General features: G+C 58.4%; 27 protein-coding genes. 11 read left to right on the top strand and 16 right to left on the bottom strand.

The features are described 5' to 3' along the window. Window positions 1–78 precede the first annotated feature (78 nt). Window positions 79–2,220, bottom strand: a complete 2,142-nt coding sequence (locus tag AACR93_RS00135; protein WP_043849307.1) for a methyl-accepting chemotaxis protein — start codon at window positions 2,218–2,220, stop codon at window positions 79–81. Between the two features lie 67 nt (window positions 2,221–2,287). Beyond that, entirely contained in the window at window positions 2,288–3,343 is a 1,056-nt protein-coding gene (gene dinB / locus AACR93_RS00130; protein WP_043849306.1) for a DNA polymerase IV, read from the bottom strand. A gap of 132 nt (window positions 3,344–3,475) precedes the next feature. Here dinB and AACR93_RS00125 point away from each other — a divergent pair, with 132 nt between their 5' ends. Next, window positions 3,476–3,682, top strand: coding sequence for a hypothetical protein (locus AACR93_RS00125; RefSeq protein ID WP_043849305.1), 207 nt, complete (start codon window positions 3,476–3,478; stop codon window positions 3,680–3,682). A gap of 111 nt (window positions 3,683–3,793) precedes the next feature. Here the strand turns inward: AACR93_RS00125 and AACR93_RS00120 are convergent, their stop codons facing one another. Then, a complete protein-coding gene (locus tag AACR93_RS00120; protein ID WP_043849304.1) occupies window positions 3,794–4,354 on the bottom strand; it encodes a DJ-1 family glyoxalase III in 561 nt (186 codons plus the stop codon). Between the two features lie 31 nt (window positions 4,355–4,385). Further along, window positions 4,386–5,327: a ketopantoate reductase family protein gene (locus AACR93_RS00115; RefSeq protein WP_043849303.1), complete on the bottom strand. Its 942-nt coding sequence runs from the start codon at window positions 5,325–5,327 to the stop codon at window positions 4,386–4,388. Between the two features lie 199 nt (window positions 5,328–5,526). On the opposite strand from AACR93_RS00115, the gene AACR93_RS00110 reads away from it, so the two are divergent. After that, window positions 5,527–6,009: a YajQ family cyclic di-GMP-binding protein gene (locus AACR93_RS00110; protein WP_005303589.1), complete on the top strand. Its 483-nt coding sequence runs from the start codon at window positions 5,527–5,529 to the stop codon at window positions 6,007–6,009. A 101-nt stretch (window positions 6,010–6,110) separates the two neighbouring features. Here AACR93_RS00110 and AACR93_RS00105 read toward each other — a convergent pair whose 3' ends face one another. The 5 genes from AACR93_RS00105 to AACR93_RS00085 form a co-directional block, all read right to left on the bottom strand. After that, complete coding sequence (locus AACR93_RS00105) at window positions 6,111–6,953, bottom strand: nucleoside-specific channel-forming Tsx family protein (protein ID WP_043849302.1); 843 nt, start codon at window positions 6,951–6,953, stop codon at window positions 6,111–6,113. Between the two features lie 156 nt (window positions 6,954–7,109). After that, window positions 7,110–8,483 carry an AmpG family muropeptide MFS transporter gene (locus tag AACR93_RS00100; protein WP_043849301.1) on the bottom strand — a complete coding sequence of 458 codons (1,374 nt, stop codon included), beginning with the start codon at window positions 8,481–8,483 and terminating at the stop codon, window positions 7,110–7,112. A 164-nt stretch (window positions 8,484–8,647) separates the two neighbouring features. Further along, on the bottom strand, window positions 8,648–9,223 hold the full coding sequence (locus AACR93_RS00095) for a peptidylprolyl isomerase (RefSeq protein WP_033114219.1): 576 nt from the start codon (window positions 9,221–9,223) through the stop codon (window positions 8,648–8,650). Between the two features lie 2 nt (window positions 9,224–9,225). Next, window positions 9,226–9,810 (bottom strand): YajG family lipoprotein, encoded by a 585-nt coding sequence (locus AACR93_RS00090; RefSeq protein WP_043849300.1) that lies wholly within the window; start codon window positions 9,808–9,810, stop codon window positions 9,226–9,228. A gap of 12 nt (window positions 9,811–9,822) precedes the next feature. After that, the gene (locus AACR93_RS00085) at window positions 9,823–10,956 is read right to left on the bottom strand and encodes a methyltransferase (protein ID WP_043849299.1); all 1,134 of its coding nucleotides are present in this window, start codon (window positions 10,954–10,956) and stop codon (window positions 9,823–9,825) included. Window positions 10,957–11,162: 206 nt separating this feature from the next. On the opposite strand from AACR93_RS00085, the gene AACR93_RS00080 reads away from it, so the two are divergent. The 9 genes from AACR93_RS00080 to nqrM all read left to right on the top strand — a co-directional run bounded on the left by AACR93_RS00080 (window position 11,163) and on the right by nqrM (window position 19,025). Further along, entirely contained in the window at window positions 11,163–11,477 is a 315-nt protein-coding gene (locus AACR93_RS00080) for a BolA family protein (RefSeq protein WP_043849414.1), read from the top strand. A 437-nt stretch (window positions 11,478–11,914) separates the two neighbouring features. Continuing rightward, window positions 11,915–13,258 carry a Na(+)-translocating NADH-quinone reductase subunit A gene (locus AACR93_RS00075; RefSeq protein ID WP_041208046.1) on the top strand — a complete coding sequence of 448 codons (1,344 nt, stop codon included), beginning with the start codon at window positions 11,915–11,917 and terminating at the stop codon, window positions 13,256–13,258. Between the two features lie 3 nt (window positions 13,259–13,261). Then, the gene (locus AACR93_RS00070) at window positions 13,262–14,491 is read left to right on the top strand and encodes an NADH:ubiquinone reductase (Na(+)-transporting) subunit B (RefSeq protein WP_041208045.1); all 1,230 of its coding nucleotides are present in this window, start codon (window positions 13,262–13,264) and stop codon (window positions 14,489–14,491) included. After that, window positions 14,481–15,269, top strand: a complete 789-nt coding sequence (locus tag AACR93_RS00065; RefSeq protein WP_041208044.1) for a Na(+)-translocating NADH-quinone reductase subunit C — start codon at window positions 14,481–14,483, stop codon at window positions 15,267–15,269. The genes AACR93_RS00070 and AACR93_RS00065 overlap by 11 nt, the downstream gene beginning before the upstream one ends. Continuing rightward, complete coding sequence (locus AACR93_RS00060) at window positions 15,262–15,894, top strand: NADH:ubiquinone reductase (Na(+)-transporting) subunit D (protein WP_033114212.1); 633 nt, start codon at window positions 15,262–15,264, stop codon at window positions 15,892–15,894. Before AACR93_RS00065 ends, AACR93_RS00060 begins: the two co-directional genes overlap by 8 nt. A 3-nt stretch (window positions 15,895–15,897) precedes the next feature. Next, window positions 15,898–16,494, top strand: a complete 597-nt coding sequence (nqrE, locus tag AACR93_RS00055) for an NADH:ubiquinone reductase (Na(+)-transporting) subunit E (RefSeq protein ID WP_041208043.1) — start codon at window positions 15,898–15,900, stop codon at window positions 16,492–16,494. A gap of 32 nt (window positions 16,495–16,526) precedes the next feature. Further along, complete coding sequence (gene nqrF, locus AACR93_RS00050; protein ID WP_033114210.1) at window positions 16,527–17,750, top strand: NADH:ubiquinone reductase (Na(+)-transporting) subunit F; 1,224 nt, start codon at window positions 16,527–16,529, stop codon at window positions 17,748–17,750. Window positions 17,751–17,753: 3 nt separating this feature from the next. Then, on the top strand, window positions 17,754–18,791 hold the full coding sequence (locus tag AACR93_RS00045) for an FAD:protein FMN transferase (protein ID WP_041208042.1): 1,038 nt from the start codon (window positions 17,754–17,756) through the stop codon (window positions 18,789–18,791). A 9-nt stretch (window positions 18,792–18,800) separates the two neighbouring features. After that, entirely contained in the window at window positions 18,801–19,025 is a 225-nt protein-coding gene (gene nqrM, locus AACR93_RS00040) for a (Na+)-NQR maturation NqrM (RefSeq protein WP_041208041.1), read from the top strand. Window positions 19,026–19,099: 74 nt separating this feature from the next. Here nqrM and AACR93_RS00035 read toward each other — a convergent pair whose 3' ends face one another. From AACR93_RS00035 to AACR93_RS00005, 7 genes are all read right to left on the bottom strand, one after another. Further along, window positions 19,100–19,660 carry a DUF3833 domain-containing protein gene (locus tag AACR93_RS00035; protein WP_043849298.1) on the bottom strand — a complete coding sequence of 187 codons (561 nt, stop codon included), beginning with the start codon at window positions 19,658–19,660 and terminating at the stop codon, window positions 19,100–19,102. A 14-nt stretch (window positions 19,661–19,674) separates the two neighbouring features. Continuing rightward, window positions 19,675–20,217, bottom strand: a complete 543-nt coding sequence (locus AACR93_RS00030; RefSeq protein ID WP_043849297.1) for a chalcone isomerase family protein — start codon at window positions 20,215–20,217, stop codon at window positions 19,675–19,677. Then, window positions 20,174–20,392: a TIGR02450 family Trp-rich protein gene (locus AACR93_RS00025; RefSeq protein WP_033114239.1), complete on the bottom strand. Its 219-nt coding sequence runs from the start codon at window positions 20,390–20,392 to the stop codon at window positions 20,174–20,176. Before AACR93_RS00025 ends, AACR93_RS00030 begins: the two co-directional genes overlap by 44 nt. Continuing rightward, complete coding sequence (locus tag AACR93_RS00020; RefSeq protein ID WP_041208039.1) at window positions 20,392–20,868, bottom strand: DUF2878 domain-containing protein; 477 nt, start codon at window positions 20,866–20,868, stop codon at window positions 20,392–20,394. The genes AACR93_RS00025 and AACR93_RS00020 overlap by 1 nt, the downstream gene beginning before the upstream one ends. A gap of 2 nt (window positions 20,869–20,870) precedes the next feature. Continuing rightward, on the bottom strand, window positions 20,871–22,127 hold the full coding sequence (locus AACR93_RS00015) for an SAM-dependent methyltransferase (RefSeq protein ID WP_043849296.1): 1,257 nt from the start codon (window positions 22,125–22,127) through the stop codon (window positions 20,871–20,873). Continuing rightward, the gene (locus AACR93_RS00010) at window positions 22,127–22,909 is read right to left on the bottom strand and encodes a DUF1365 domain-containing protein (RefSeq protein ID WP_043849295.1); all 783 of its coding nucleotides are present in this window, start codon (window positions 22,907–22,909) and stop codon (window positions 22,127–22,129) included. The genes AACR93_RS00015 and AACR93_RS00010 overlap by 1 nt, the downstream gene beginning before the upstream one ends. Next, window positions 22,906–23,684, bottom strand: a 779-nt coding sequence (locus AACR93_RS00005; RefSeq protein WP_043849294.1) for an NAD(P)/FAD-dependent oxidoreductase, incomplete at its 5' end; no start/stop codon positions are given. The genes AACR93_RS00010 and AACR93_RS00005, both read right to left, overlap by 4 nt.

Genomic DNA, 23,684 nt, shown 5'->3' with positions numbered 1-23,684 from the left:
AAATCTTATCGATTTGACCCAGTCTGTCATCTGAATGTGTTTGGCGCCTCCTGTCGGATGGCGCCTTTTTTCATTCCCCTACACCTTGAACTGACCCACCAGCTGCTGCTGCTTGTCGGCCAGCGCCGACAATTCGCGACCGTTTTCGGCGGAAGTCGCCGCCTCGGCGCGGATGGTGTGGCTCACATCGCGAATGTTGCTGACGTTGCGGTTGATCTCGTCTGCTACCCTGCTCTGCTCCTGCGCCGCCCGTGCTATCTGCTCGTTCATCTGGTGGATGGTGGAGACCGACTGGATGATCTGCTCCAGCACCCGCACCGAGAGATCGACCTTGCCAAGGGTCTGGTCAGCCTGACCATGACCATCGTGGATCGCCTTGACCACGGCCCCGGTGCCGGACTGCAACTCGCTGATCAATTTCTGGATCTCGACAATCGCATTCTGGGTTCGTCCCGCCAGATTGCGCACCTCGTCAGCCACCACGGCAAAACCACGACCCTGTTCACCAGCTCGCGCAGCCTCGATGGCCGCATTGAGCGCCAGCAGGTTGGTCTGCTCCGCAATCCCCTGGATCACGGTGAGAATATCATTGATGTTGTCACTGTTGGCGGAGAGCCGTTCAACCACCGGCAGGGCATTGTTGATGATGGCCATCAGCTTGCGCATTGCCTCCTGGGTATCGGCCACCACATATTTGCCCTCTTGGGCAGCCGCGTCGGTTTCATTGGCCGCAGCCACCGCCGAGGAAGCGTTGCCGGAAACCTGCAGAGCCGTTGCGCTGAGCTCTTCAAAGGCAGTAGCGACCAGATCGACCTCCTGATACTGGGTCTGCATGCCGCTGCTGGTGCGCTCGGCAACGTGAGCCGCCTGCTCAGCACTGGTACGCGTTCCTTCTACCGTGGCGATGACCTGACTGATGGTCGATTGCAGCTTGTTGAGGAAGCTGTTGAACCACTTGGCCAGCTCGCCAATCTCGTCCTGACGATGGATTTCGATGCGCTGGGTCAAGTCCCCTTCACCAGTGGCAATATCCTTGAGTCGGGCAACCACGGCACGGATGGGGGCAACGATTTGACGGGCCATCAGCCAGATAAAGCTCAAGGCCAGCAAGGAGATAAGCGCGCCAATCCCGAGCTGGGTGGCGACGCTGCGGCTCGATTCACTGGCGAGATCCTCTTGCAGCTGCTGGGCCGATGCGAGCACCACGGCTCGGGGCAATTCGATATAGATGCCCCACTTGCGATCGGTACCACGCATGGTCACGGGGACAAAGGTTTGCAGTATGGAGCCGTCGCTACTCCAGCGGCTCAGCTCCTGCCCTTGATTGAGCCACCCTTTCAGGTCAGCAGCCAGCCCCTGATACTTCTGATCCAGCGCTCGCCCCAGCGTGACATCGAATTGATCAGCACCTGCCACGCGCCCTTCATGACTGACCAGCAAGATCCTGCCTTTACCGTCATAGAGCTCCTTGTCCATGGTGGAAACCAGATTCTGCAATGCAGTCAAAGAGATATCGACGCCAACCATCCCCAGCAAGTTGCCGTTATCCAGCAAAGGGGTGGTCACCGACGTGATCAGAACCTTTTTATCGCCGACGTCATCCAGATATGGTTCAAGCAGGCAGAGCGCCTTGGTGCGAATGCTGCAACGATACCACTCGTTTTCAACGCCGCCAGATGCGGTCGGTGTTTCGTCAGCCAGCACATCCTCGTTTTGCACTTCAGGCACCAGCTTGCCGTTGTCATAGGCCCAATAGGTTGAGAAACGCCCTTTGTCATTGGAGCCAATCTCGCTGGAGCCCTGATAGTTGCTGTCCTCTCCGTCCAGCTGATCGGGTTCAAACACAGCGTAAACGCCGAGCAGATTGGTGGAAGAGGCTGCGGCATCGTGCAGCTGCTGGTTGATAGCGCCACGTAGCGCCTCGGAGTGAACAAAGTTGTCGGCCGCATTCTTGCGCTGGAACAGCACATTTTCAGCAAGCAGAGTAGCCCGGAAATAGGCCTCGTCCAGATAACTGGTCACCTTGGCAGCCTGCTCCGCTCCCATCGCTTTCATCCAGTTTTCTGCCGATTGCTGCGCCTCGTGCATTGTTGCTTGTCGCACTTGCGCCTGCATCTTGTTGGCATTGTAAAGAGATGAAGCAACCAGAGCGGCTGCGGTAACCAACAAACAACAACCGGCAATCAGGGTGATCCGACCCTGGACAGAAAGAGCACTCATGCCAATATTCCTAACGTCATAGCGATATGGATAGTTTATCGACTTTATAAACAAAAACTTAACTATCTCAGAGCAAATCCAGCGATAGTTGGTTAACTTCTCCCTCTTTCGGCAAACCCACCACCAACCCCAGTAGACGTACCGGACGCCCTTGCGCCCGCAGCAACCCCTCTTTCAATAAGGGTATGAACAACTCGGCCTGATATCCTCCCTGACTGCGATAAACTGTTGTCTGGTGAAAATCGGCAAATTTGAGCTTGATCCCCTGCCCCATAAGCTGTTCTGCCGGGCAGACCTGCTGGAAGCGGCGCTCCAGCTCGGGTAACAGTCGATTTAGCACCTCCGTGCAGGCCAATTCATCACAGAGATCGCTTGCCAATGTGGTTTCCACGCCCACCGTCTTGCGAACCCGCAGTGCCTGTACCGGCTCTTCATCCAGACCCCAGATGCGGCTCGTCAACATCTCTCCCAGCTTGCCAAACCGGCTTTGCAACTCTTCAGGCGCCAGAGCGCGGGCATCTTCACAAGTGAACAGACCTTGCGCCTCCAGCCTTTCTGCCGTCTTGCGCCCGACGCCGGGCAACTTGCCAAGAGGAAGCAGGCAGGTAAACGCCTCCACCTCGTCAGGGCGGATAATGAACAGACCATCCGGTTTGCGCTGCTCCGAGGCGAGCTTGGCCAGAAACTTGTTTGGCGCGACCCCAGCCGACGCGGTCAGCCCCAGTTCGGTGACGATGGCATGCCGGATCTCCCTGGCCATCAGGGTGGCACTACCGCAGCAGCAACGACTGTGAGTGACATCGAGATAAGCCTCATCCAGCGACAAGGGCTCCACCTGATCGGTATAGCGATGAAAAATGGCTCTTAACTGACGGGAAATATCCTTGTAGAGCGCCATCCTTCCCGGCAACAGCACCAGCGGCGGACAGAGCTTTTTCGCCAGCGCGGTGGGCATGGCCGAGCGCACACCAAAGCGACGGGCAACATAATTGCAGGTCGAAATGACGCCACGCCGCTCGGACGCCCCCCCTATCGCCAGCAGTACTTCCCGCAATGCGGGGTTATCCCGCATCTCCACCGCAGCAAAAAAGCAGTCCATGTCGATATGGATGATTTTGCGCATACCACTGTATAAATAAACAGACATCACATCATATTACTGCAAGCCCGGGAGGAGCTCTATCTCAATCAATGGCTGCGTTCCTGTTAGACTCCAAAGAGACCTCATCAATCACTGCAACAAGGAGTGTTGGCAATGAAATACCTCTGGTTGGGACTCTGTCTGCTGCCACTCGCCGGGATCGGCAAAAACAATCCGACCGCCGAGTGCCGTTGGCTCTACGATCGCATCGCGGCACTGGAACAAGCCATCAAGAAGGGGGACAAGCTGGGCACGCAGGAAGAGCTCTCCCGCTGGCGCACCGAGTTCAAAGAGAAACAGTGCAAAGAGTACGACTACTGACCCGGGGTATCGTTCGTGCATAGAAGAACGGGCCCCTGCCGATATGGCAGGGGCCCGTTGTCAGACAAGATGAGAGCGCAGCTAAAGGCTCATGAAGCAGATAACCCTTGGCTAAGGCAACACCATGGGCGCTGCAACCGCCGCAGCCAGCTCATCACTACGCAGCACCCGCACCAGTTCGAGGGCAAACTCGATGGCGCTTCCCGGCCCCTGACTGGTGATCAGGCGATGCGCCTCATCCCTCACGACCCGGGCAGTAGAGAGCTGCGTTGCCGGTAACCGAGCCTGAAAAGCGGGGTGACAGGTCACGCAAGCCTCATCCAGCAAGCCATGGTGGTGCAGCACGACGGCAGGAGCCGCGCAGATGGCAGCTCGCCAGCGCCCCGCGCTTGCCTGCGCTCTGAGCAGCTCGATAGCAAGCGGGGTATCGCGGATCACTTCGCTGCCAGGCAGGCCACCCGGCACCACGATAGCCTCGAAATCACGAGGAGCCAGCTCATCGATATGGCAGTCGGCCACCAGCTGTACCCCGCGCGATGCCTTGATCTGGCGCTTGCCAAACGGGCAACAAGAGGCCAACACCACCTCCAGCTGGGCACGCACCAAGGTATCGACAATCGCCACCGTCTCGATCTCTTCCGATCCCGGCGCAACCAGAACCAGTACGCTCATCTTTGCCTCCTTGCTGTTGACCTCGTCAGAGTCAGGTTGTCTGACTCTTCTCTTTGACCGCCTGATAGAGTCCCTGATTGACCGGGACCGCGATGCCATGCTCGGCCGCTTTGGCCAGCAGGAATCCGGTGATCGCTTCAATCTCGGTCTCTCGACCCAGTTCCATATCCTGACACATGGAGGAGTAGTTGTCGGCGGTCAGCTCGACCACTGTCATCACCCGGCGCAGCAACTCTTCAGCGGTCGTGGCAATGCCTTGCGCACTCATCACATCGGCCACCTCGACGCAGACCTGCTGCAGTGCATCGGCAAAACGGGGGCCTGCCAGCTCGCCATTTTTCAGCTTGTGCAACGCAGTCAGCGGATTGATAGCGCAGTTGATGGCCAGCTTTTGCCACTGACGCTGCAAAATCTGCTCATCCCAACCGGCCTGACCGAGCGCCAGTGCCAGTTCGTCAGCCAGAGCGGCATGTGCCCTGGCGGCCTCATTGACCGGCCCGAGCCAGGTTTCGCCCTTGCCGGTATGGCGAAACACGAAGTGGCCCAACTGCATGGCACCATGGCTGGTCACCCCGGCAATAACCGGATTGTGGGGGAACATGGCAACAACCTGCTCGGCAATCCCCATGCCGTTGTGCAGCAGTATGATGGGCACTTCGGCATCCAGCTTGCCAACCAGCGGCGCCAGTGCGGCCACCACCTGACTGGCTTTGGTCATCACCAGCAGACGCTTGATCTTGCCCGGCTTACTGGCGAAACCACGTTCGATATTGAGCAGCTGAACGTGCCCTTCCAGCGAGGTGAAATCAAACCCCGGATGCAGGGTGGATTGATGATGCTCGCGCAACAATACTCGGGTTGACTGACCGCTTTGGGTCAACAGGGAGGCAAAAACGCCGCCGAGAGCACCGCAACCCAATATGGACCATTGAGTGGTGGCAGGCTGTCGGGAATTCTTTAATCCGCTTGGCATGGTGTGACTCTGTCAGGGTAAGGGTTGCAATCCTCTCAACCTGTTACCGGGGATAAGTGAAGCTGTCGCTGGCGGACACTATCGGGTCCATCCATCCTGTGCGCACAGGATTCTAGCAGAGCAGCCCCATCAAAATCAGCAAATTTGCCTTATTTCTGGTAGATTTGGCCCCCGATAATGCAACATGAGGAGCCCGGCTATGCCGTCATTCGATATTGTCTCTGAAGTCAAAATGAACGAGGTGTTGAACGCCGTCGACAACGCCAATCGTGAACTGGCCACCCGTTTCGATTTTCGTGGGGTAGAAGCCAGCTTCGAGTTGAACAAGGAAGAGGTCAAGCTGGAGGCGGATGCCGATTTCCAGCTCAAGCAGATGGTTGAAATCCTGCGTGGCGCCCTGCTCAAGCGCAATATCGAAAACAGCTCGATGGACGTGGGCGATTCCGTTCACTCCGGTAAGCGTTTCCACCTGACCGTAAAGTTCAAGCAGGGGATCGACAAGGAAGTGGCCAAGAAGCTGGTCAAACTGATCAAAGATTCCAAGATCAAGGTGCAGGCTGCCATCCAAGGTGATGAAGTACGTGTCACCGGCAAGAAGCGTGACGATCTGCAAGAGACCATGGCACTGGTTCGTGGCGCCGAGCTGGGTCAGCCGATGCAGTTCCAGAATTTCCGCGACTAAATAATGCTGTTGCGTGGCGCCGCTACCGAGCACGTCACGCAATAAGCGCGAAAATAAAAAACCGGAGCCAAGGCTCCGGTTTTTTTGTACCTCAAGTTTGATTAGAACTTGTAGGTAACGTCGAAGTAGTGGCTGAAGCCAGAGCTCTTCCACGGAGTACCGTCGAATGCAGTGGAGCCATCTTTGTTGCCATAGGCATCCATGAAGTACTTCAGGCCGTAACCGACAGCGAAGCGGTCAGAGTGCCAGTAGATACCGTGGAAGGTAGCCAGGTTGTCAGTGGTACGATCGGCACGGTTATAGGTATCCAGATCGAACTGATAGTCCAGGTAACCTTGGTAGGAGACGAAGCTGCCGTTACCGAAGGTGTAGAAAGGTTTGAACCAGTTCATGGAGAACTGATAACCGTTCCAGGAATTCTCTTCTTGTCTGAAGAACTGGTTCTCGTTGGAGTAACGAGCGTACAGGTTCATGCCAACCTTGCCGAACCAAGGAACCATGACATCAGCGCCCAGACCGATCTGGTTTTCCATCTGACCGTCAGCGATGTTGTTCAGGTTGGCAATGTAGAGTTCTTGCACCGGGCCAAAGGAGAGGTCTTTGCCAGTCAGGGCATCCAGAGACAGACGCGGAGCAAACTTCATGAACAGGTTCTGGCCGCCATGCTTGTCGCTATGCTTGTTGTCGAGGATGTCGAAAATATCGACATAACCATACAGATCAAACATGCCGGAACGACCACCAAATTCCATTTCCAGATAGGTGTCGTTGTAATCTTTCTGGCCAGCAGTAAACGGACGCTGGTCGATGGTGTGCATTACGTTGAACTGCATCCACTTGAAGTCGTTCTTGTGGATGTCACCGCTGTAGTCAGCAGCGAAGGCCGGAGTGGCAGCAGCAGCCATCAGGCCGGCAGCGATCAGAGTCTTGGTAAATTTGGCCATTTTATTGGTCTCTTGTGCGTTAGTTGAGGTTTTCCGTAGCCTGCCCACAAGGAGCGAGAGGAATTCTAATCAAATAAAATAGGGGGAGAAACAACTTCTCGGGAACTTTATCCGGAAGTGTGAATCTAATCACCCCCGATTCTACGCAAACGCTTGCTATTTGTCAGCCGCTGAGAGCAACGCACTCCCCTTTCTGGCTACCAGCACAATCAACAACAACACAGGCAAGCCCAATAAACTGGTTCCGACAAAGAAGGCACTGTAGCCAATCTGCTCCACAATTTGCCCGGAAAAACCGGCCAGCAGTTTGGGCAACAACAACATTACGGAGCTGAACAGGGCGTACTGGGTCGCCGAAAAGGCGACATTGGTAAGGCTCGAGAGATAGGTGACAAAGGCAGCGGTCGCGATACCGGCGCTGAGGTTGTCGAGGGAAATGATCAGCGTCAGCAGCTCCAGATTGTGGCCCACCTGATGGAGCAGAGCGAACAGCAGGTTGGTACTGGCAGTGAGCAGCGCGCCAAGAAACAAAATGCGCAAGGTGCCAAACCGCATCACCAGCACGCCACCCACGGCTGCCCCCACCAGCGTCATGATCACCCCGAACACCTTGGTTATGGTGGCCACTTCTGTCTTGCTGAACTGCATGTCCACATAGAAGCTGTTGGACATCACCCCCATCACCACATCGGCAACCCGATAACAGGCGATAAGCGCCAGGATCAGCATTGCCGAGTGACCATAGCGACGGAAGAAGTCGGCAAAGGGGCTCCAGACCGCCTCATAACCCCAGGCACCGGCACTGGCCAGCGGTGCAGGCCAGCCACGGGCCAGTAACAGCGCCTTGCGCTCCCCCTGCTGCTGGCTCTGTCCCGCCAGATCGATTTCCGGTTCATGACACAAGAGGGTGGTAATAACCCCGAGTGACATCAGCGCAGCCATCAGCAGATAGGTCACCTGCCAGCCGTGATAGTCATACCCGCTGTTGCTGCCAAACCAGGCCGCCAGAGCCAGTGCGCCGGCACCGGCGATGATCATCGCCAAGCGGTAGCCGGTCATATAGGAGGCCGCCATCGCAGCCTGCAGCCGCTCTGGTGCCGACTCGATGCGATAGGCGTCGATCACGATATCCTGCGTCGCTGAAGCAAACGCCACCAGCAGGGCGAACAACGCCAGCTGGGTCAAACCACTCTTGGGATCACAAAACGCCATACCGGCCAACGCCCCGGCGATCAGCAGCTGGGAGAAGAGCATCCAGCTGCGGCGACGCCCCAGCAGGGTAGAGAGCAGTGGCAGCGGCATGCGATCCACCAGTGGCGACCACAGCCACTTGAAGCCATAGGCCAGTGCAACCCAGCTCATGTAACCGATATCGGTCAGGCTGACATCCGCTTCCCGCAGCCAGTAAGAGAGGGTGCCAAAAACCAGCAACAGGGGCAGACCCGATGAGAAGCCCATGGCAAAGAGGATCAGCACTCTGGGTTCGAGATAAACGGCGAGGGATTCTCGCCAGCTCGGCTTGCGGATCATGTTGAACTACCTGACGAATCTGGGAAAAGTGCGCCATTCTGGCAGGTTGAAGCCCGATAGCCAAGGCAGGGAGATAGATGAACAAAAGGCTCACCCCGAACGGGATGAGCCTTTAAAAGAATTTCCAGACCAGCCAAAGAGAGCGCGGCAGGGAAAACTGGCACCTACTTCTTGGCTTTCTTCTCTACCGGGGGTTCAGCCAGCAACACCACCTTCTTCAGGATGATGGGACTGGTCGGCACATCATTGGCACGCAGAATGGGGCTGTAGCCAGTCTGTACCTGCGCCAGCTTGTCGAGCACTTCCATCCCCTGCACGACCTGACCAAATACCGTGTAACCGGCACCGCCATCGGCGTTGAGGTTGTTGTTGTCGACCAGATTGAAATAGAACTGACGCGTGGCGCTATCGACCGCCTGGGTACGGGCCATGGCGATGGTGCCGCGCTTGTTAGGCAGGCCGCCACGGGATTCGTTGACTACCGGTTCATAGGTCGGCAGCTGCTGGAACTGCTGGTTGTAACCGCCGCCCTGCACCACGAAATCCTGGATCACCCGGTGGAAGATGCTGCCGTCATAGCTGCCATCCGCCACGTAGCGCAGGAAGTTCTTTACCGTCTGCGGTGCCTGTTTGGATGCCAGCTCCACCACGATATTGCCGTGGTTGGTCTCCAGTTTCACTTTCGGGCCAGCAAACGCCAACGGGGCGATCAGCATGGCCAGCAACCAGAGTTTTTTCATCTTTACACCCCTGTGGTCGCAGGCTGGCCTTTCAGATAACCACGCAGCGCCTCGTCGGCCATGATCTGCTGCAGTGCGCTACCCAGTTGCAGGTTGAGGGTGGATTCCAGATCCGCCATACTCGGCTCGCTCGGGCTCTCCTTGCTGGAGGACATGTTGAACTGCTTGGTCAGACGGTTGCCCTGAAAATCGGCGATCACCTGCAGGCTGACACGGGACTTGGTGACATAGGTAAAGGTCTTCTCTTCCACATTGACCGCGGCGTTGGAGATGACCAGGGTCAGGTTGGTGGTACCGCTGTTGCCCACTTCCAGCCCCTGACTGCGCAGCCCTTCCGCCAGCCGTTCGGCCATCAGCAGGTTGAGCGGGCGTTCGCTGTTGACCAGCACCGGCGCTTTCTCCTTGTACTTGATGGAGAAGACATAGGCGGCTTCACGCTTGTCCACCCCTTCCATGGTGATGCGGTTACCGGAGTAGACTTGCTGGTTGGCGGGGATCACCTGCGGGTTGAGCATCGCCGTCTCCGGCCAGTGAGTGGCACACCCGCCCAGCATCAGGGCGGCCAGCAGCAAGAGTGACTTTTTCATCATGGGTTTCCTTTAGCGTTTGATGGCTTTCAAAATAACGAATTTGCTGTTCGACGCAACGACTTGTGCGTTGGCAAACAGACGCTTGAGCTTGTTGTGATAGTCCAGATGACGGTTGCCTACTATCCAGAGTTCGCCCCCCCGAGGCAACACCCGGTGCGCATCGCAGAACATCTGCCAGGCGATATGATCGGTGATTGCCTGCAATTGATGGAAGGGAGGATTGCAGAGGATCCGATCCGCCGAACCGGCCGCGATGCCGTCGAGACAGTTGTTGACCATAAAGCGGGCGCGCGGCAGCGCATCGGCCAGATTGTGCTCGATGTTGAGCCGGGCCGAGGCAACCGCCATGTAGGACTCATCGATAAAGGTCACCTCCACCTCAGGATCCCGCGCCAGCAGCGAGAGTCCCAGCACGCCGTTGCCGCAACCGAGATCGATCACCTGACGTGCGCTGTGGATGGGCAAGTTGTCCAGCATAAAGCGGGCACCGATATCGAGACTGGTGCGCGAAAAGACGTTGGCGTGGTTGTGGATGAGCATGTCGGTGCCCTCCAGCGGCCAAACGGTCGGAAAGGGGTTGGCCAGCGCCGGCAGGTCAGCCTGCGGCTCGCAGTGGATAAGGCGCGCTTTTTTCCAGGCCAGCGAAGTACGAGTCGGCCCCAGATACTTTTCGAACAGCTTGAGGGTCGAGGTATGAATATCCTTCGCCTTGCCAGCTGCGATGACGCGGGTCGCCGGTGTCACCACCTCCCGCAGCGCCAGCAGTTGCTGCTCCAGCAGCGCCTGATATTTGGAAACCTTGATTACCACCAGCGCGGGGGCTACCGGCAGCGGCGCCAGCGCATCCTGCAGGGTGATCCCGCCAGCATCCAGTCCGTTCTCGGCCAAATTGGCCAGGATCCCGCGCTCGCTGATGTAGGAGTCGGTCACGCTGCAGGGAGCATGGCCATGCAGAAAAGCAGTCAGCGCTCCGAAGCTGTCATTCATGATGATGACGGGGCCTGTCTGCTCGAGCGGCGCCTCCGCCAGCGTATTGATCAGATACTCGTCTGCCGCATCCCATGCTTGCAGGGTCTCCTGGCTCAGGCGCGGATAACGGTAGAGCGTGAGCTGGCAATGGGGCGTCTCGAGAAGGGTTTGCATAGGATGGGTCCAACCTCGGCTTGATTCGGATAACAGGCGCCTGGGACGACGCAAAGTGGCGCTATTCTAGCGAGGAGCAGGAATTTCACCAGTTGCATGCGCGTCAGAGCGCGCTGCTGATGGATGATTTCCCTCGCAAGGGGGGTTATTCAGCCCCGCAACTGCCGATAGAATGGCCCGACATTCACGTTTCGGAAACAACACAGATGACCATGCAACAACTGATCGAAGCCAAGCTGACCGCAGCCCTCTCCCCCAGCCTGCTGGAAGTGATCAACGAAAGCCACATGCATCGGGTTGAACCGGGCTCGGAGAGCCACTTCAAGGTCATCATCGTCAGTGAACAATTTGCCGGAGAGCGCCTGCTTGCCCGCCATCGCCAGGTCAACGCCATTCTGGCCGACGAGCTGGCAGGCCCGGTTCATGCGCTGGCGCTGCACACCTACACAGGCAGCGAGTGGCAAGAGAAGGGCAATGCCCCGCGTACCCCGAGCTGTGTGGGTAAACCGTCGATCTCCTGACAGAATTGACCTCCCGATAACCTGAACATCGGCAAATAGCCATAAATTAAACAAATCCTGTGCATTTCCAGCCTTTTTGACGGGTTGGAAATGCAATTTTCCCGGACGATGTTCAAGGCTGATCCATCCAGGTCTCCCCCTCCGGTTTCCTCGACAAAGCGTAAATAAAAAACCTTTAAAACCACGAGTTACAAGGGGTTTGGCGATTATTCATTGCAGGTTAATTTTGTGATGCCACGGGGATTTTGCCCATTTGGCATGGAAAAAAATGCACCTTGAGTGGTAAACTCAGGCGCTTTTGAATGACCTCGCATGTTTAATAATCGTTGTGTCAGCCCGCCTGACACGGCTGCAATGCCGATTCATTCAACCACCCGTCGTGATGTATTTCTCGGCGCTAACCAACCTCTCTTCCCGTAACGGTAGTGCAATTAAGTATGATTACAATCAAAAGAGGACTGGACATCCCCGTGCTGGGTGCGCCAGAGCAAGTAATCTACGATGGCCCCGCCATCACCCGTGTTGCTACACTGGGCGAGGAGTTCGTGGGGATGCGACCTACTATGTTCGTCAAAGTAGGTGATCGCGTCATCAAAGGTCAGGAGCTCTTCGAAGACAAGAAGAATCCGGGCGTTAAATTCACAGCTCCCGCCACCGGTGTGGTCTCAGAGATCAACCGTGGTGCCAAACGTGTTCTCCAGTCCGTGGTCATCGACCTGGACGGCTCCGATGAACAGGTGACCTTCGAGCACTTTGCCTCTGCCGAGCTGGCCAAGCTCGAGCGCAGCAAAGTACAGGAGATCCTGCTTGCATCCGGCCAGTGGACCGCGCTGCGCACTCGTCCCTTCAGCAAAGTTCCCGCGGTAGGCACAGCCCCGCGCGCCATCTTTGTGACCGCCATGGACACCAACCCGCTGGCCGCCAACGCAGAGCTGATCATCAAGGAGCAGTCTCAGGCGTTCCTCGACGGTCTGGCCGTGCTGACTCGTCTGACCGACGGCACCGTCTATGTCTGCAAGGGCGAAGGCAGCCTGCCTCACTCTCCTCTGGCCAAGGTCAAGGAAGAGATCTTTGTTGGCCCGCATCCTGCCGGTCTGCCAGGTACCCACATCCACTTCCTGGATCCGGTCAGCAGCACCAAGGTGCAGTGGCACATCAACTATCAGGACGTGATCGCATTCGGCAAGCTGTTCACCACCGGCCAGATCTTCACTGACAAGGTGATCGCTCTGGCAGGCCCGAACGTGCTCAAGCCGCGTCTGCTGCGTACCCGCATGGGTGCCTGCATCAGCCAGCTCACCAACAACGAGCTGCGCGCTGACGAAAACCGCGTCATCTCCGGTTCTCTGCTGAGCGGTGCCAAGGCTGACGGTGTTCACGACTATCTGGGTCGCTACCACAATCAGGTTTGCGTACTGGGCGAAGGTCGCGAGAAAGAGTTCCTGGGCTGGATCAACCCCAGCGCCAACAAGTTCTCCATCACCCGCACCACCCTTTCTCATCTGATGAAGGGCAAGCTGATCAACTTCACCACAACTACCAACGGTAGTGACCGTGCCATGGTGCCTATCGGCAACTATGAGCGGGTGATGCCACTCGACATCCTGCCGACCCTGCTGCTGCGGGACATGATCTCCGGCGATACCGACGGTGCTCAGGCACTGGGTTGTCTGGAGCTGGATGAGGAAGATTTGGCCCTCTGTACTTTCGTCTGCCCCGGCAAGACCGAGTACGGCCCCATCTTGCGTGAGTGCCTGACCAAGATTGAACTGGAAGGTTAAGCGATGAGTTTCAAGCAACTTCTTGAAAAAATGGAACACCACTTCGAACCGGGTGGAAAGTACGAGAAGTACTACGCCCTGTTCGAAGCGGCATACACCCTGTTCTATACCCCGGGTTCCGTAACCCGCAACGCCTCCCACGTTCGTGATGCGCTCGATCTGAAGCGCATGATGATCATGGTGTGGCTGGCCGTGTTCCCGGCCATGTTCTGGGGCATGTACAACGTTGGTAACCAGGCCATTGCCGCGATCGCCCACATGGGCTCGGCAGCCGGTGCCAGCAGCTGGCAATATGCGCTGGCGACCATGCTGGGTGCCTCCCTCGATCCCGCTGTTGCCGGTATTGGCAGCAAGATGATGATCGGCGCCGCCCACTTCTTCCCCATCTACCTGACCGCCTTCCTGGTCGGTGGCTTCTGGGAAGTGCTGTTCGCCATGGTACGCAAGCACGAGATCAACGAAGGCTTCTTCGTGACCTCCATCCTGTTTGCCCTGATCGTGCCGCCCGAGCTGCCCCTGTGGCAAGCTGCTCTGGGTATCACCTTCGGTGTGGTGATGGCCAAGGAAGTGTTCGGTGGTACCGGCAAAAACTTCCTGAACCCGGCGCTGGCCGGTCGTGCCTTCCTGTTCTTCGCCTACCCGGGCCAGATCTCCGGTGACGCCGTATGGGTTGCTGTTGACGGCTACTCCGGCGCAACCGCGCTGAGCCAGTGGGCACAGGGCGGCCAGATGGCACTGATCAACGGTGCAACCGGTCAGGCTATCAGCTGGATGGACGCTTTCCTGGGGAACCTGCCGGGTTCCATCGGTGAAGTCTCTACCCTGATGATCCTGCTGGGCGCAGCCATGATCGTCTACATGCGCATCGCCTCCTGGCGCATCATCGCCGGCGTGATGATCGGTATGATCGCCACCTCCCTGCTGTTCAACGTCATCGGTTCCGATACCAACCCCATGTTCAACATGCCGTGGCACTGGCATCTGGTGCTGGGTGGCTTTGCCTTCGGTATGGCCTTCATGGCAACCGACCCCGTCTCCGCCGCCTTTACCAACAAGGGCAAGTGGTGGTACGGCGCCCTGATCGGCGTGATGGTCGTGCTGGTTCGCGTAGTCAACCCGGCGTTCCCGGAAGGCATGATGCTGGCCATTCTGTTTGCAAACCTGTTTGCTCCCCTGTTTGACCACTTCGTCGCTCAGGCAAACATCAAGCGGAGGATTGCTCGTGGCGTTTAATAAAGACTCAACCTTCGGCACCATCAGCGTGGTAACCGGCCTCTGCCTGGCCTGTTCCATCGTGGTATCCGTTGCTGCCGTTGGCCTGCGTTCTACCCAAGAGGAGAACAAGGCGCTGGACAAGCAGAGCAACATTCTCTCCGTAGCCGGCGTAGACATCAGCGATGTGGCCAAGCGCGATCTGGCCAAGCTGTATGGCGACAAGATCGAAGCCCGTCTGGTGGATCTCGCCACCGGTAACTTTGTTGACGGCGATGCCGACAACTTCGATACCAAGCAGGCGGCCAAAGATCCGGCGCAAAACATCCGTCTGGCTGCTGCCGACGACAAGGCTGGTCTGCGTCAGATCTCCAAGCTGGTTCCGGTATTCTTCGCCAAGGATGCCGAAGGCAAGATCGACAACATCATCCTGCCCATCTACGGTCAGGGTCTGTGGTCGACCATGTATGCCTTCGTCGCGGTTGCCGCTGATGGCCAGACCATCAAGGGCATCACCTACTACGACCACGGTGAAACCCCGGGTCTGGGCGGTGAAATCGAGAATCCGGCCTGGCGCGAGCTGTTTGTCGGCAAGAAGCTGTTCGATCAGGATGGCATGCCGGCGCTGCGCGTCATCAAGGGTCACGCTCCGGCGGGCTCCGAGCACGAGATCGACGGTCTCTCCGGTGCCACTCTGACCGGTAACGGCGTACAGCATACCTTCGACTTCTGGATGGGTCCCAAGGGCTTCGGTCCTTTCCTGGCCAAGGTTCGTGCAGGAGAAATCAACAATGGCTGACAAGAGCGAAATGAAAAAGTTGCTGTTGACCCCTGTGCTGGGCAACAACCCCATCGCCTTGCAGGTGCTGGGTGTCTGTTCTGCACTCGCGGTTACCAGCCAGATGAAGACAGCGTTTGTAATGACCCTCGCGGTTATGGCGGTCACCGCCTTCTCAAACCTGTTCATCTCTCTGATCCGCAACCAGATCCCGAACAGCGTGCGGATCATTGCCCAGATGGCCATCATCGCTTCGCTGGTTATCGTGGTTGACCAGGTGCTCAAGGCCTATGCCTATGACATCTCCAAGCAGCTGTCGGTCTTCGTCGGCCTCATCATCACCAACTGTATCGTGATGGGTCGTGCCGAAGCCTACGCCATGAAGAGCGCGCCGCTCCCCTCCTTCCTGGATGGTATCGGCAACGGTCTGGGCTATGGCGCCATTCTGCTGAGCGTCGCTACCGTGCGTGAACTGCTAGGCTCCGGCACCTGGTTCGGCATCGAGCTGCTGCCGCTGGTGAACAACGGTGGCTGGTATGTACCCAACGGTCTGCTACTGCTGCCGCCGAGTGCATTCTTCATCATTGGTCTGATCATCTGGGGCGTTCGCACCAAGGATCCCAAGCAGGTGGAGGCGAAGGATTAAGGTATGGAACACTATCTGAGTCTGTTGATTAAATCGATCTTCATCGAAAACCTGGCACTCTCCTTCTTCCTGGGGATGTGTACCTTCCTGGCGGTGTCCAAGAAGGTCAAGACCTCCATGGGTCTTGGTATTGCCGTTATCGTGGTGCAAACCATCGCCGTACCGGTCAACAACCTGATCTACAACTATGTGCTGAAGGCAGGTGCCCTCTCCCCTGACCTGGATCTGAGCTTCCTGAGCTTCATCACCTTCATCGGGGTGATCGCGGCGCTGGTGCAGATCCTGGAGATGGCGCTGGACAAGTACTTCCCGGCTCTCTACAACGCCCTGGGTATCTTCCTGCCGCTCATCACCGTGAACTGCGCCATCTTCGGTGGTGTCTCCTTCATGGTGCAGCGTGACTACAACTTCATGGAGTCTGTGGTCTACGGCGTGGGTTCAGGTGCAGGCTGGATGCTGGCGATCGTTGCGCTGGCAGGTATCCGTGAGAAGATGAAGTACTCCGATGTTCCGGAAGGCCTGCGTGGTCTGGGCATCACCTTCATCACTGCCGGCCTGATGGCGCTGGGCTTTATGTCCTTCTCTGGTATCTCCCTGTAATCGGCTTTCCTGCAATCAGAAAGGAACGATAGATGGAAATTATTTTGGGTGTGGTCATGTTTACCGTGATCCTGCTGGCACTGGTGGCAGTCATTCTGTTCGCCAAGTCCAAGCTGGTGACCGCGGGCGACGTGACAATCAGCATCAACGGTGACCCGGCCAAGGCAGTGACCAGCCCGGCCGGTGGCAAGCTGCTCGGCGTTCTGGCCGGCAACGGTATCTTCGTCTCCTCCGCCTGTGGCGGCGGTGGCTCCTGCGGTCAGTGCAAGGTGCGGGTGAAGTCTGGCGGCGGCGATATTCTGCCGACCGAACTGGATCACATCAGCAAGGGCGAAGCCCGTCACGGCGAGCGTCTGGCCTGTCAGGTCACCGTTCGTGGCGACATGGACATCGAACTGCCGGAAGAGATCTTCGGGGTGAAGAAGTGGGAATGTACTGTTATCTCCAACGATAACAAGGCCACCTTCATCAAGGAGCTCAAGCTGCAGATCCCCGATGGCGAGAGCGTGCCGTTCCGCGCCGGTGGTTATATCCAGATCGAAGCCCCGGCTCACCACGTCTACTACAAGAACTTCGATATTCCCGAGGAGTATCGCGGTGACTGGGATCGCTTCAAGATCTTCGAGCTGGAGTCCAAGGTCGATGAGCCGATCATCCGAGCCTACTCCATGGCCAACTATCCGGAAGAGTTCGGCATCATCATGCTGAACGTGCGTATCGCTACGCCGCCGCCCAGCAACTGGACTGCCCCTCCGGGACAGATGTCCTCCTACATCTTCAACCTGAAAGCGGGTGACAAGGTGACCATCTCCGGTCCGTTCGGCGAGTTCTTCGCCAAGGATACCGATGCCGAAATGGTATTCATCGGTGGTGGTGCGGGTATGGCGCCGATGCGCTCCCACATCTTCGACCAGCTGCGTCGCCTGAAGTCCAAGCGCAAGATGAGCTTCTGGTACGGTGCCCGTTCCAAGCGCGAAATGTTCTATGTCGAAGACTTCGACATGCTCGCCGCCGAGAACGAGAACTTCACCTGGAACGTCGCCCTGTCCGATCCGCAACCGGAAGACAACTGGGACGGCTACACCGGCTTCATCCACAACGTGCTCTACGAGAACTATCTCAAGAACCACGAAGCGCCGGAAGATTGCGAGTTCTACATGTGTGGTCCTCCCGTGATGAACGCAGCCGTCATCAACATGCTCAAAGATCTGGGCGTTGAAGACGAAAATATCCTGTTGGATGACTTTGGTGGTTAATCCATGCACAGTGTTGTAAAGACCTGGCTAGCCTTCGGGCTAGCCTTTTTCTTGACTGGGTGCGGTCAGGAAACGGTCCAATCCAAACCGGAGATCCACATCACCGGTAGCACCATGGGCACTTACTACTCCATCAAGGTGGCGGACAGCGTCATCACCGATCCGGCCAAACTTCAGGCCGAGGTCGATGTCTTGCTGGAGCGGGTCAACGATCAGATGTCCACCTATCGTCCCGATTCCGAGCTGTCGCGCTTCAACCAGCACCGCGGCTCCACGCCGGTGGTGGTCTCGCGGGATACCGCCCGGGTAGTCACAGAGGCCATTCACATTGGCCGTGAGAGCCAGGGGGCGCTGGACGTCACCGTCGGCCCCTTGGTCAATCTGTGGGGCTTTGGCCCGGACAAGCGACCAACCAAGGTGCCGTCCGACGAGCTGATCACCCAGACCCGTCAGAAGACCGGTCTTGGCAACCTGCACGTCATCACCTCGGTGGATGCCGATACCCTGCAAAAGGATATTCCCGACCTCTACGTCGACCTCTCCGCCATCGCCAAGGGCTTTGGCGTAGACAAGGTGGCCGAGTATCTGGAATCCCTGGGTGCGCGCAACTATCTGGTGGAGATTGGCGGCGAACTGCGGATCAATGGTGTCAACGGCAAGGGTCACCCCTGGCGCGTCGCCATCGAGAAGCCGACTGCCAATGCCGGCTCGGTGCAGGAGGTTATTGTCCCGGGGGACAATGGCGTTGCCACCTCCGGCGATTACCGCAACTACTATGAGCTGGATGGCCAGCGTTTCTCCCACACCATAGACCCGCGCACCGGCAAACCGATCCAGCATCGTCTGGTGTCGGTGACCGTGATCCACCCCTCCTGCATGACCGCAGACGGGCTGGCGACCGTGTTCATGGTGATGGGTACCGAGAAGAGCCTGGCCTATGCCAACGAGCGAGGCCTGGCGATCTTTGTCATCACCAAGACCGACAAGGGCTATGAAGAGGCCTACTCCGAGGCCTTCAAGCCTTATCTGGTCAAGAAGTAAGAGGTAGAGATGCAGATTTTTCTGATCACCTTCGGGGTATTCATGCTGGTGATTGTGGCCATGGCCATTGGCTACATCTTCCAGAAGAAGACCATCTCGGGCTCCTGTGGCGGCCTGGGTGGCGTCGGCATCGAGAAGGAGTGCGACTGCCCCGAACCTTGCGACAATCGCAAGAAGAAGATGGCCAAGGAAGAGGCCCGTCGCAAGATGCTGGAGGAGAACCGGATCATCTGATCTGCCTGCCTTGCGATAGACAAAAGCGCGCCATCGGCGCGCTTTTTTATTGGCTTGAATGCGAAGCACACCGGTCAGGATGTTCGCTCGATGTAGAGGATCACCTCCCCCAGATGGATGCCGAACTTGCTGATGGCGGCGCGATTGATCAGGCGATCCTCATCCAGCAGATACATCCAGTCATCGAAGCTCACCCGCACCACCTCACCGTCCGGCAGCGCCAGATCGAGTTGATAGCGCCAGTTGAGGGCAAACCCTTGCGTTTTACCCACGGCCTCCCCGACCACATCCGATGCTGTCCCACGCCAGTGGCCATCGGCCCCCTTGCTCAGATACCAGGTACGGGTCTGCTGGCGGCCATCGTCAAAATAGAACTGCTCGAACAGCTCGCCCTTGCCGTTCTGCCAGCGCCCTGTCATCTCGACCCGAAAGCGGCTGGTCACTTCGCCGCTGCGGTCGGTCACCAGACCATGGGCCACCAGCTTGCCATTGAAGAAATGGGCGAGATCCCACTGCGGACTCTGGCCCCGATAACTGTCGAGACTGGCGCCGCAACCACTGAGCAGCAGGGCAAGGCCCAATACAAATAGCCGCCTGGGTAGCAGGGAGCGTAGCAACAACGGGATAAACAGCATGGCAGACTCCACTATCAGGATTGACCGCGCAGACGGCGGGTCAGGGCGGGATCGCGGCTGTTATCAGCCAACCAGATGGCGAGAAAGGCGGCAGAAAATCGGGGATCGTCGAGGGAACCAAGGCGTTTGTCTTGCCACCAGAAGTGGCCATGCCCCGCCTCATCGACATAGAAGGTGAACCGATCGCCCGCAGCTACATCCGGCCAGATTGCCGCGAGTTGCTCCAGCCACTGCTTGCGCTCGGCATCGCTCCCCACCCCGAGGCGCTGCCACTCGGACGAAGTGGCGCCGAGCAGCTCGTCCCGCTCGATGGCTCTGGCATAGGTGAGGGTAAGTGCTTGTGGATAGTGACCCGGCTGGTAGCGACCACTCTCGCTAAACAGGGTGGCGTCGTAGAGCTTGAACCAGAGCCACTGCATCTGTCCCTGACCGACCGGACGCAGCTTCTGCCAGGGGAGTGTTGCCGCATCGCTGGTGGTCGCAACGAGCAGGCTAAGGGCGGCAAGGTGGAGGCTAATTCCACCCCATATGCCAGTGATTGGGGTCTTCGAGTTCATGCCAGTCCATCTCCTGTTCCTGCAGGGTATTGATATCCTGCATCACCACCTGCACCAGCTGTCCCTGCGCATTCCGCTGGCAGGCAACCACCAGATAGAAGCGATCCGTCAGCTCGTGCTGGCTCTCTTTGGTCCACTTGGAAAAAAGCAGCGTGTCGGTCGAAAAGGAGTTCATCATGACTCACCCTCCAGCTTGACCATTACCCACAGGAGTACGGGTAACCACCACATCCAGATCACTGCCAGCAGCGCCGCACTGATCCCGATGCCCCAAGGTAAGTGTACTGCCCCCATGGCGGCTCCCGCCACATAGGAGGAGGTGCCGCCAACCATGCCAAACAGCGCCTGCTGCCAGCGAGGCAAGCGCAGCAGCCAGCGCATGCCATGAGCAAGCGTCAGGGCAAAACCGAGCCAGAGCAGTACCAGCCAGAGAGGAAAACCGGCAGGAAAGCGGAACAAGCCGAGCTGCCAGAGCAGGGCATCCAGCAGACAGCCGGCCACCGCGATGGGGAGCAGCCGCCAGTCACGCTGACGGCTGGGTGAGAAGAGAAAGTGCAGCAGCAAGATCACCAGCAGCGGGCCCGGCTGCTGCCACTTCACCGCCAGCAACCAGTAGAGGTTGAATCCCAGCAGGTGAGCCCACTGCCACATGGTCAGTGACCGCTTACTGGCAAATCACCCGACCAGCCAGCGGGCCCCGGCTTGGCGGCCTCCAGCTGCACCAGACTGATGCTGCGCTCCCAGAATCCCCCCTCGCAATAGGCGAAGTAGAAGTGCCACAGCCGGATGAAATCCTGGCTGTAACCGAGCTTGGGCAGCTCGGGTGCCAGCGCCAGAAAGCGCTCGCACCAGTGAGCCAGGGTTCGGGCATAGTGGTGGCCGTGATCGTGCAGCCGCACCAGCTGCATATCGGTCTCCCGTGCCAGCAACCCCGCCATCTGGGAGACGCTCGGCAGGCAGCCACCGGGGAAGATGTAGCGCTGGATGAAATCAACCCCGCGCAGATACTGGGCATGACGCTGATCGGCGATGGTTATGGCCTGAATGAGCAGACGGCCACCGGGCTTGAGCAGCCGCGACAGCTGGCGGAAATAGTCGGGCAGAAAGGCGTGGCCCACCGCCTCGATCATCTCGATGGAGACCAGCTTGTCATAGGTGCCCTCCAGCTTGCGGTAATCCTCCAGCAGCAAGGTGATGCGATCCCCCAGCCCTTCCCGCGCAATCCACTCCTTGGCATAGTCGTGCTGGGCCCGGGAGATGGTGGTGGTGGTCACCCGGCAGCCATAGTGGCGGGCGGCATAGACGGCAAGGCCACCCCAGCCGGTGCCGATCTCCAGCAGATGATCGTCAGGCCCCAGCTCAAGTCGCTCGCAGATGGTGCGCAGCTTGGCCTGCTGCCCCTCTTCGAGCGTGGCCTCGGCGCTCGGATAGATGGCGCTCGAGTACTGCATATGGCTGTCGAGAAAACCCTGATAGAGGGTATTGCCGAGATCGTAGTGGGCGGCGATGTTGGAGCGCGACCCGGTCAGAGTATTGCGGTTGAGCCAGTGGCGCACCTTGTTGAAGGGAAAACTGAGCCAGCCGAGGCGCCGTTCAAGGGAGTCAAGCAGGGTCAGGTTGCGAGCCAGCAGCCGCACCAGCGCCACCGGATCCGGACTAGTCCAGAGTCCCTCCACCCAGGTTTCTCCGGCGGCAATGCTGCCCCCCAGCAGCAGGCGACGATAGAAGGCCGGATCCTGCACCACCAGTTCGGCATGCAGATCGGTGCCCGCGACGCCCAAGCTGTGGCGCTCACCGCCATCCCGCAGCAGCAGCTGGCCATGTTCAAGGCGCCCCAGCAGATTGAGCAGCAGTTGCCTTGCCCCCTTGTCGATGAAAGAGGCAGAGAGGGTTGATTGCACAAGTTCCATTAGCGGCTCTCCGGATGGGTAAAAATCGGTGTTCGTTTGATAAAAAGACGCAGGGCCTGCCAGTAGATCCCGAGCAGCACCTTCATGGTCATCCATGGCCAGCGGGCCAGCAGGGCCACCAGCCCCTTGCGTGACAAGGGTTCGCGAGTGAGCGCCAAGGTGGCGTCAAACAGCTTGGCTTCACCGGATACGGGATGGCTCTCGATATGGATCAGTGTCTCCCGCGCGGGCGGCCTGATCCGCCAGTGATAACGCATCGCCAGCCCCATAAAGGGGGAGACGTGAAAATCCTTGTCATGGGGGGCCAGCGCCGCCAGATCCAGCAGGTAGTAGTGACGCTCGTTCCAGGGGGTGTTCGACACCTCTGCCAGCAGATAGCGCGCCTCGCCCTGCCGGTAGCAGAAGTAGAAGTTGACCGGGCTGAAGTAGAAGCCCAGACAGCGCACATTGCCGAGCAGCAGTACCCGCCCCTCGGGCTCGGCATCACCACCCAGCTCGCTCACCTTCTGCCACACCGCCTGCTTGAGGCTCCCCTCGCTGCCCTTGAGATAGTCATGGCGGTGAAACGAGAGCAGCCCCGAGCGCTCCACACCGAACCAGCGTCCCTGATCGAGCTGCGGCAGCTCGTCGAGGTCCAGTCCCAGCATAAAGAGGCTGTAGGAGAAGGCGTGGGCCCGCGGCGCAAAACGGCGGTGGCGCACCGAACCCTGCCAGATGGCGCTGGTGACGCCGGCCAGTTCGTCGGCACGCTCATGTTCGGTGGCCACAGTGGCGCCGTTCATAGCTCGGCCCCGAACCGTCTGGCCACGTCCAGCGCGCTGCGCACCCCATCCTCATGAAAGCCGTTGTACCAGTAGGCGCCGCAGAAGTGGGTGTGCTGCTGGCCGCAGATCTCCGCGCGGCGCTGCTGGGCAGGGATAGAGGCCTGATTGAACACCGGATGGTGATAGACGAAGCGGCGCAGCACCTTGCTCTCATCGACCTTGCCCCTGGGGTTGAGACTGACGCAGAAGGGCTCCGGCGAGTTCACTCCCTGCAGGATGTTCATGTTGTAGCTCACCAGCGGCCGTGCCTCGTCGTTGCCATCGAGCTGATAGTTCCAGCTGGCCCATGCCTTGCGGCGGGTGGGCAGGCAGCGCACATCGGTATGGAGCCAAACATCGTTGGCCTGATAGGGTATATCGCCGAGGATGGCCTGCTCCCGCTCGCCGGGATCAGCCAGCAGCGCCAGCGCCTGATCGCTGTGGCAAGCGAAGATCACCTCGTCAAACCGCTCCTCGCCGTAACTGCTCAGGATCATCACGCCATCCGCGTCCCGCCGCACGCTCTGCACCGGACAGGCGAGCCGGATCTGCGACTGCCAACCCGCGGTAAGGGGGCCGATATATTCCCGCGAGCCGCCCGGGATCACGTACCACTGGGGGCGATTGGCCACATCGAGCAGGCCATGGTTGGCAAAAAAGCGCAGGAAGAAGCCAAGGGGGAAGGCGCGCATATCGGCCAGGGTCGATGACCAGATCGCCGCCCCCATCGGCAAGATGTAGTGGCTGTCTCTTA

The sequence above is a fragment of the Aeromonas sp. L_1B5_3 genome (genome assembly GCF_963866575.1).
GTDB classification, from domain to species: domain Bacteria; phylum Pseudomonadota; class Gammaproteobacteria; order Enterobacterales; family Aeromonadaceae; genus Aeromonas; species Aeromonas jandaei.
This window is presented reverse-complemented; position numbering and strand designations above follow the sequence as displayed.

Bases quoted from the DNA above. Each gene is read 5' to 3' on its own strand.
- AACR93_RS00120 (WP_043849304.1), bottom strand. From the start codon at position 4,354: ATGAGCGTACTGGTTCTGGTTGCGCCGGGATCGGAAGAGATCGAGACG.
- AACR93_RS00010 (WP_043849295.1), bottom strand. From the start codon at position 22,909: ATGAACGGCGCCACTGTGGCCACCGAACATGAGCGTGCCGACGAACTG.
- AACR93_RS00090 (WP_043849300.1), bottom strand. From the start codon at position 9,810: ATGAAAAAGTCACTCTTGCTGCTGGCCGCCCTGATGCTGGGCGGGTGT.
- AACR93_RS00095 (WP_033114219.1), bottom strand. From the start codon at position 9,223: ATGAAAAAACTCTGGTTGCTGGCCATGCTGATCGCCCCGTTGGCGTTT.
- AACR93_RS00135 (WP_043849307.1), bottom strand. From the start codon at position 2,220: ATGAGTGCTCTTTCTGTCCAGGGTCGGATCACCCTGATTGCCGGTTGT.
- AACR93_RS00045 (WP_041208042.1), top strand. From the start codon at position 17,754: ATGCACAGTGTTGTAAAGACCTGGCTAGCCTTCGGGCTAGCCTTTTTC.
- AACR93_RS00110 (WP_005303589.1), top strand. From the start codon at position 5,527: ATGCCGTCATTCGATATTGTCTCTGAAGTCAAAATGAACGAGGTGTTG.
- AACR93_RS00075 (WP_041208046.1), top strand. From the start codon at position 11,915: ATGATTACAATCAAAAGAGGACTGGACATCCCCGTGCTGGGTGCGCCA.
- dinB (WP_043849306.1), bottom strand. From the start codon at position 3,343: ATGCGCAAAATCATCCATATCGACATGGACTGCTTTTTTGCTGCGGTG.
- AACR93_RS00030 (WP_043849297.1), bottom strand. From the start codon at position 20,217: ATGAACTCGAAGACCCCAATCACTGGCATATGGGGTGGAATTAGCCTC.
- AACR93_RS00115 (WP_043849303.1), bottom strand. From the start codon at position 5,327: ATGCCAAGCGGATTAAAGAATTCCCGACAGCCTGCCACCACTCAATGG.
- AACR93_RS00020 (WP_041208039.1), bottom strand. From the start codon at position 20,868: ATGTGGCAGTGGGCTCACCTGCTGGGATTCAACCTCTACTGGTTGCTG.
- AACR93_RS00070 (WP_041208045.1), top strand. From the start codon at position 13,262: ATGAGTTTCAAGCAACTTCTTGAAAAAATGGAACACCACTTCGAACCG.
- AACR93_RS00035 (WP_043849298.1), bottom strand. From the start codon at position 19,660: ATGCTGTTTATCCCGTTGTTGCTACGCTCCCTGCTACCCAGGCGGCTA.
- AACR93_RS00015 (WP_043849296.1), bottom strand. From the start codon at position 22,127: ATGGAACTTGTGCAATCAACCCTCTCTGCCTCTTTCATCGACAAGGGG.
- AACR93_RS00105 (WP_043849302.1), bottom strand. From the start codon at position 6,953: ATGGCCAAATTTACCAAGACTCTGATCGCTGCCGGCCTGATGGCTGCT.
- nqrM (WP_041208041.1), top strand. From the start codon at position 18,801: ATGCAGATTTTTCTGATCACCTTCGGGGTATTCATGCTGGTGATTGTG.
- nqrF (WP_033114210.1), top strand. From the start codon at position 16,527: ATGGAAATTATTTTGGGTGTGGTCATGTTTACCGTGATCCTGCTGGCA.
- AACR93_RS00100 (WP_043849301.1), bottom strand. From the start codon at position 8,483: ATGATCCGCAAGCCGAGCTGGCGAGAATCCCTCGCCGTTTATCTCGAA.
- AACR93_RS00060 (WP_033114212.1), top strand. From the start codon at position 15,262: ATGGCTGACAAGAGCGAAATGAAAAAGTTGCTGTTGACCCCTGTGCTG.
- AACR93_RS00125 (WP_043849305.1), top strand. From the start codon at position 3,476: ATGAAATACCTCTGGTTGGGACTCTGTCTGCTGCCACTCGCCGGGATC.
- nqrE (WP_041208043.1), top strand. From the start codon at position 15,898: ATGGAACACTATCTGAGTCTGTTGATTAAATCGATCTTCATCGAAAAC.
- AACR93_RS00085 (WP_043849299.1), bottom strand. From the start codon at position 10,956: ATGCAAACCCTTCTCGAGACGCCCCATTGCCAGCTCACGCTCTACCGT.
- AACR93_RS00080 (WP_043849414.1), top strand. From the start codon at position 11,163: ATGACCATGCAACAACTGATCGAAGCCAAGCTGACCGCAGCCCTCTCC.
- AACR93_RS00025 (WP_033114239.1), bottom strand. From the start codon at position 20,392: ATGAACTCCTTTTCGACCGACACGCTGCTTTTTTCCAAGTGGACCAAA.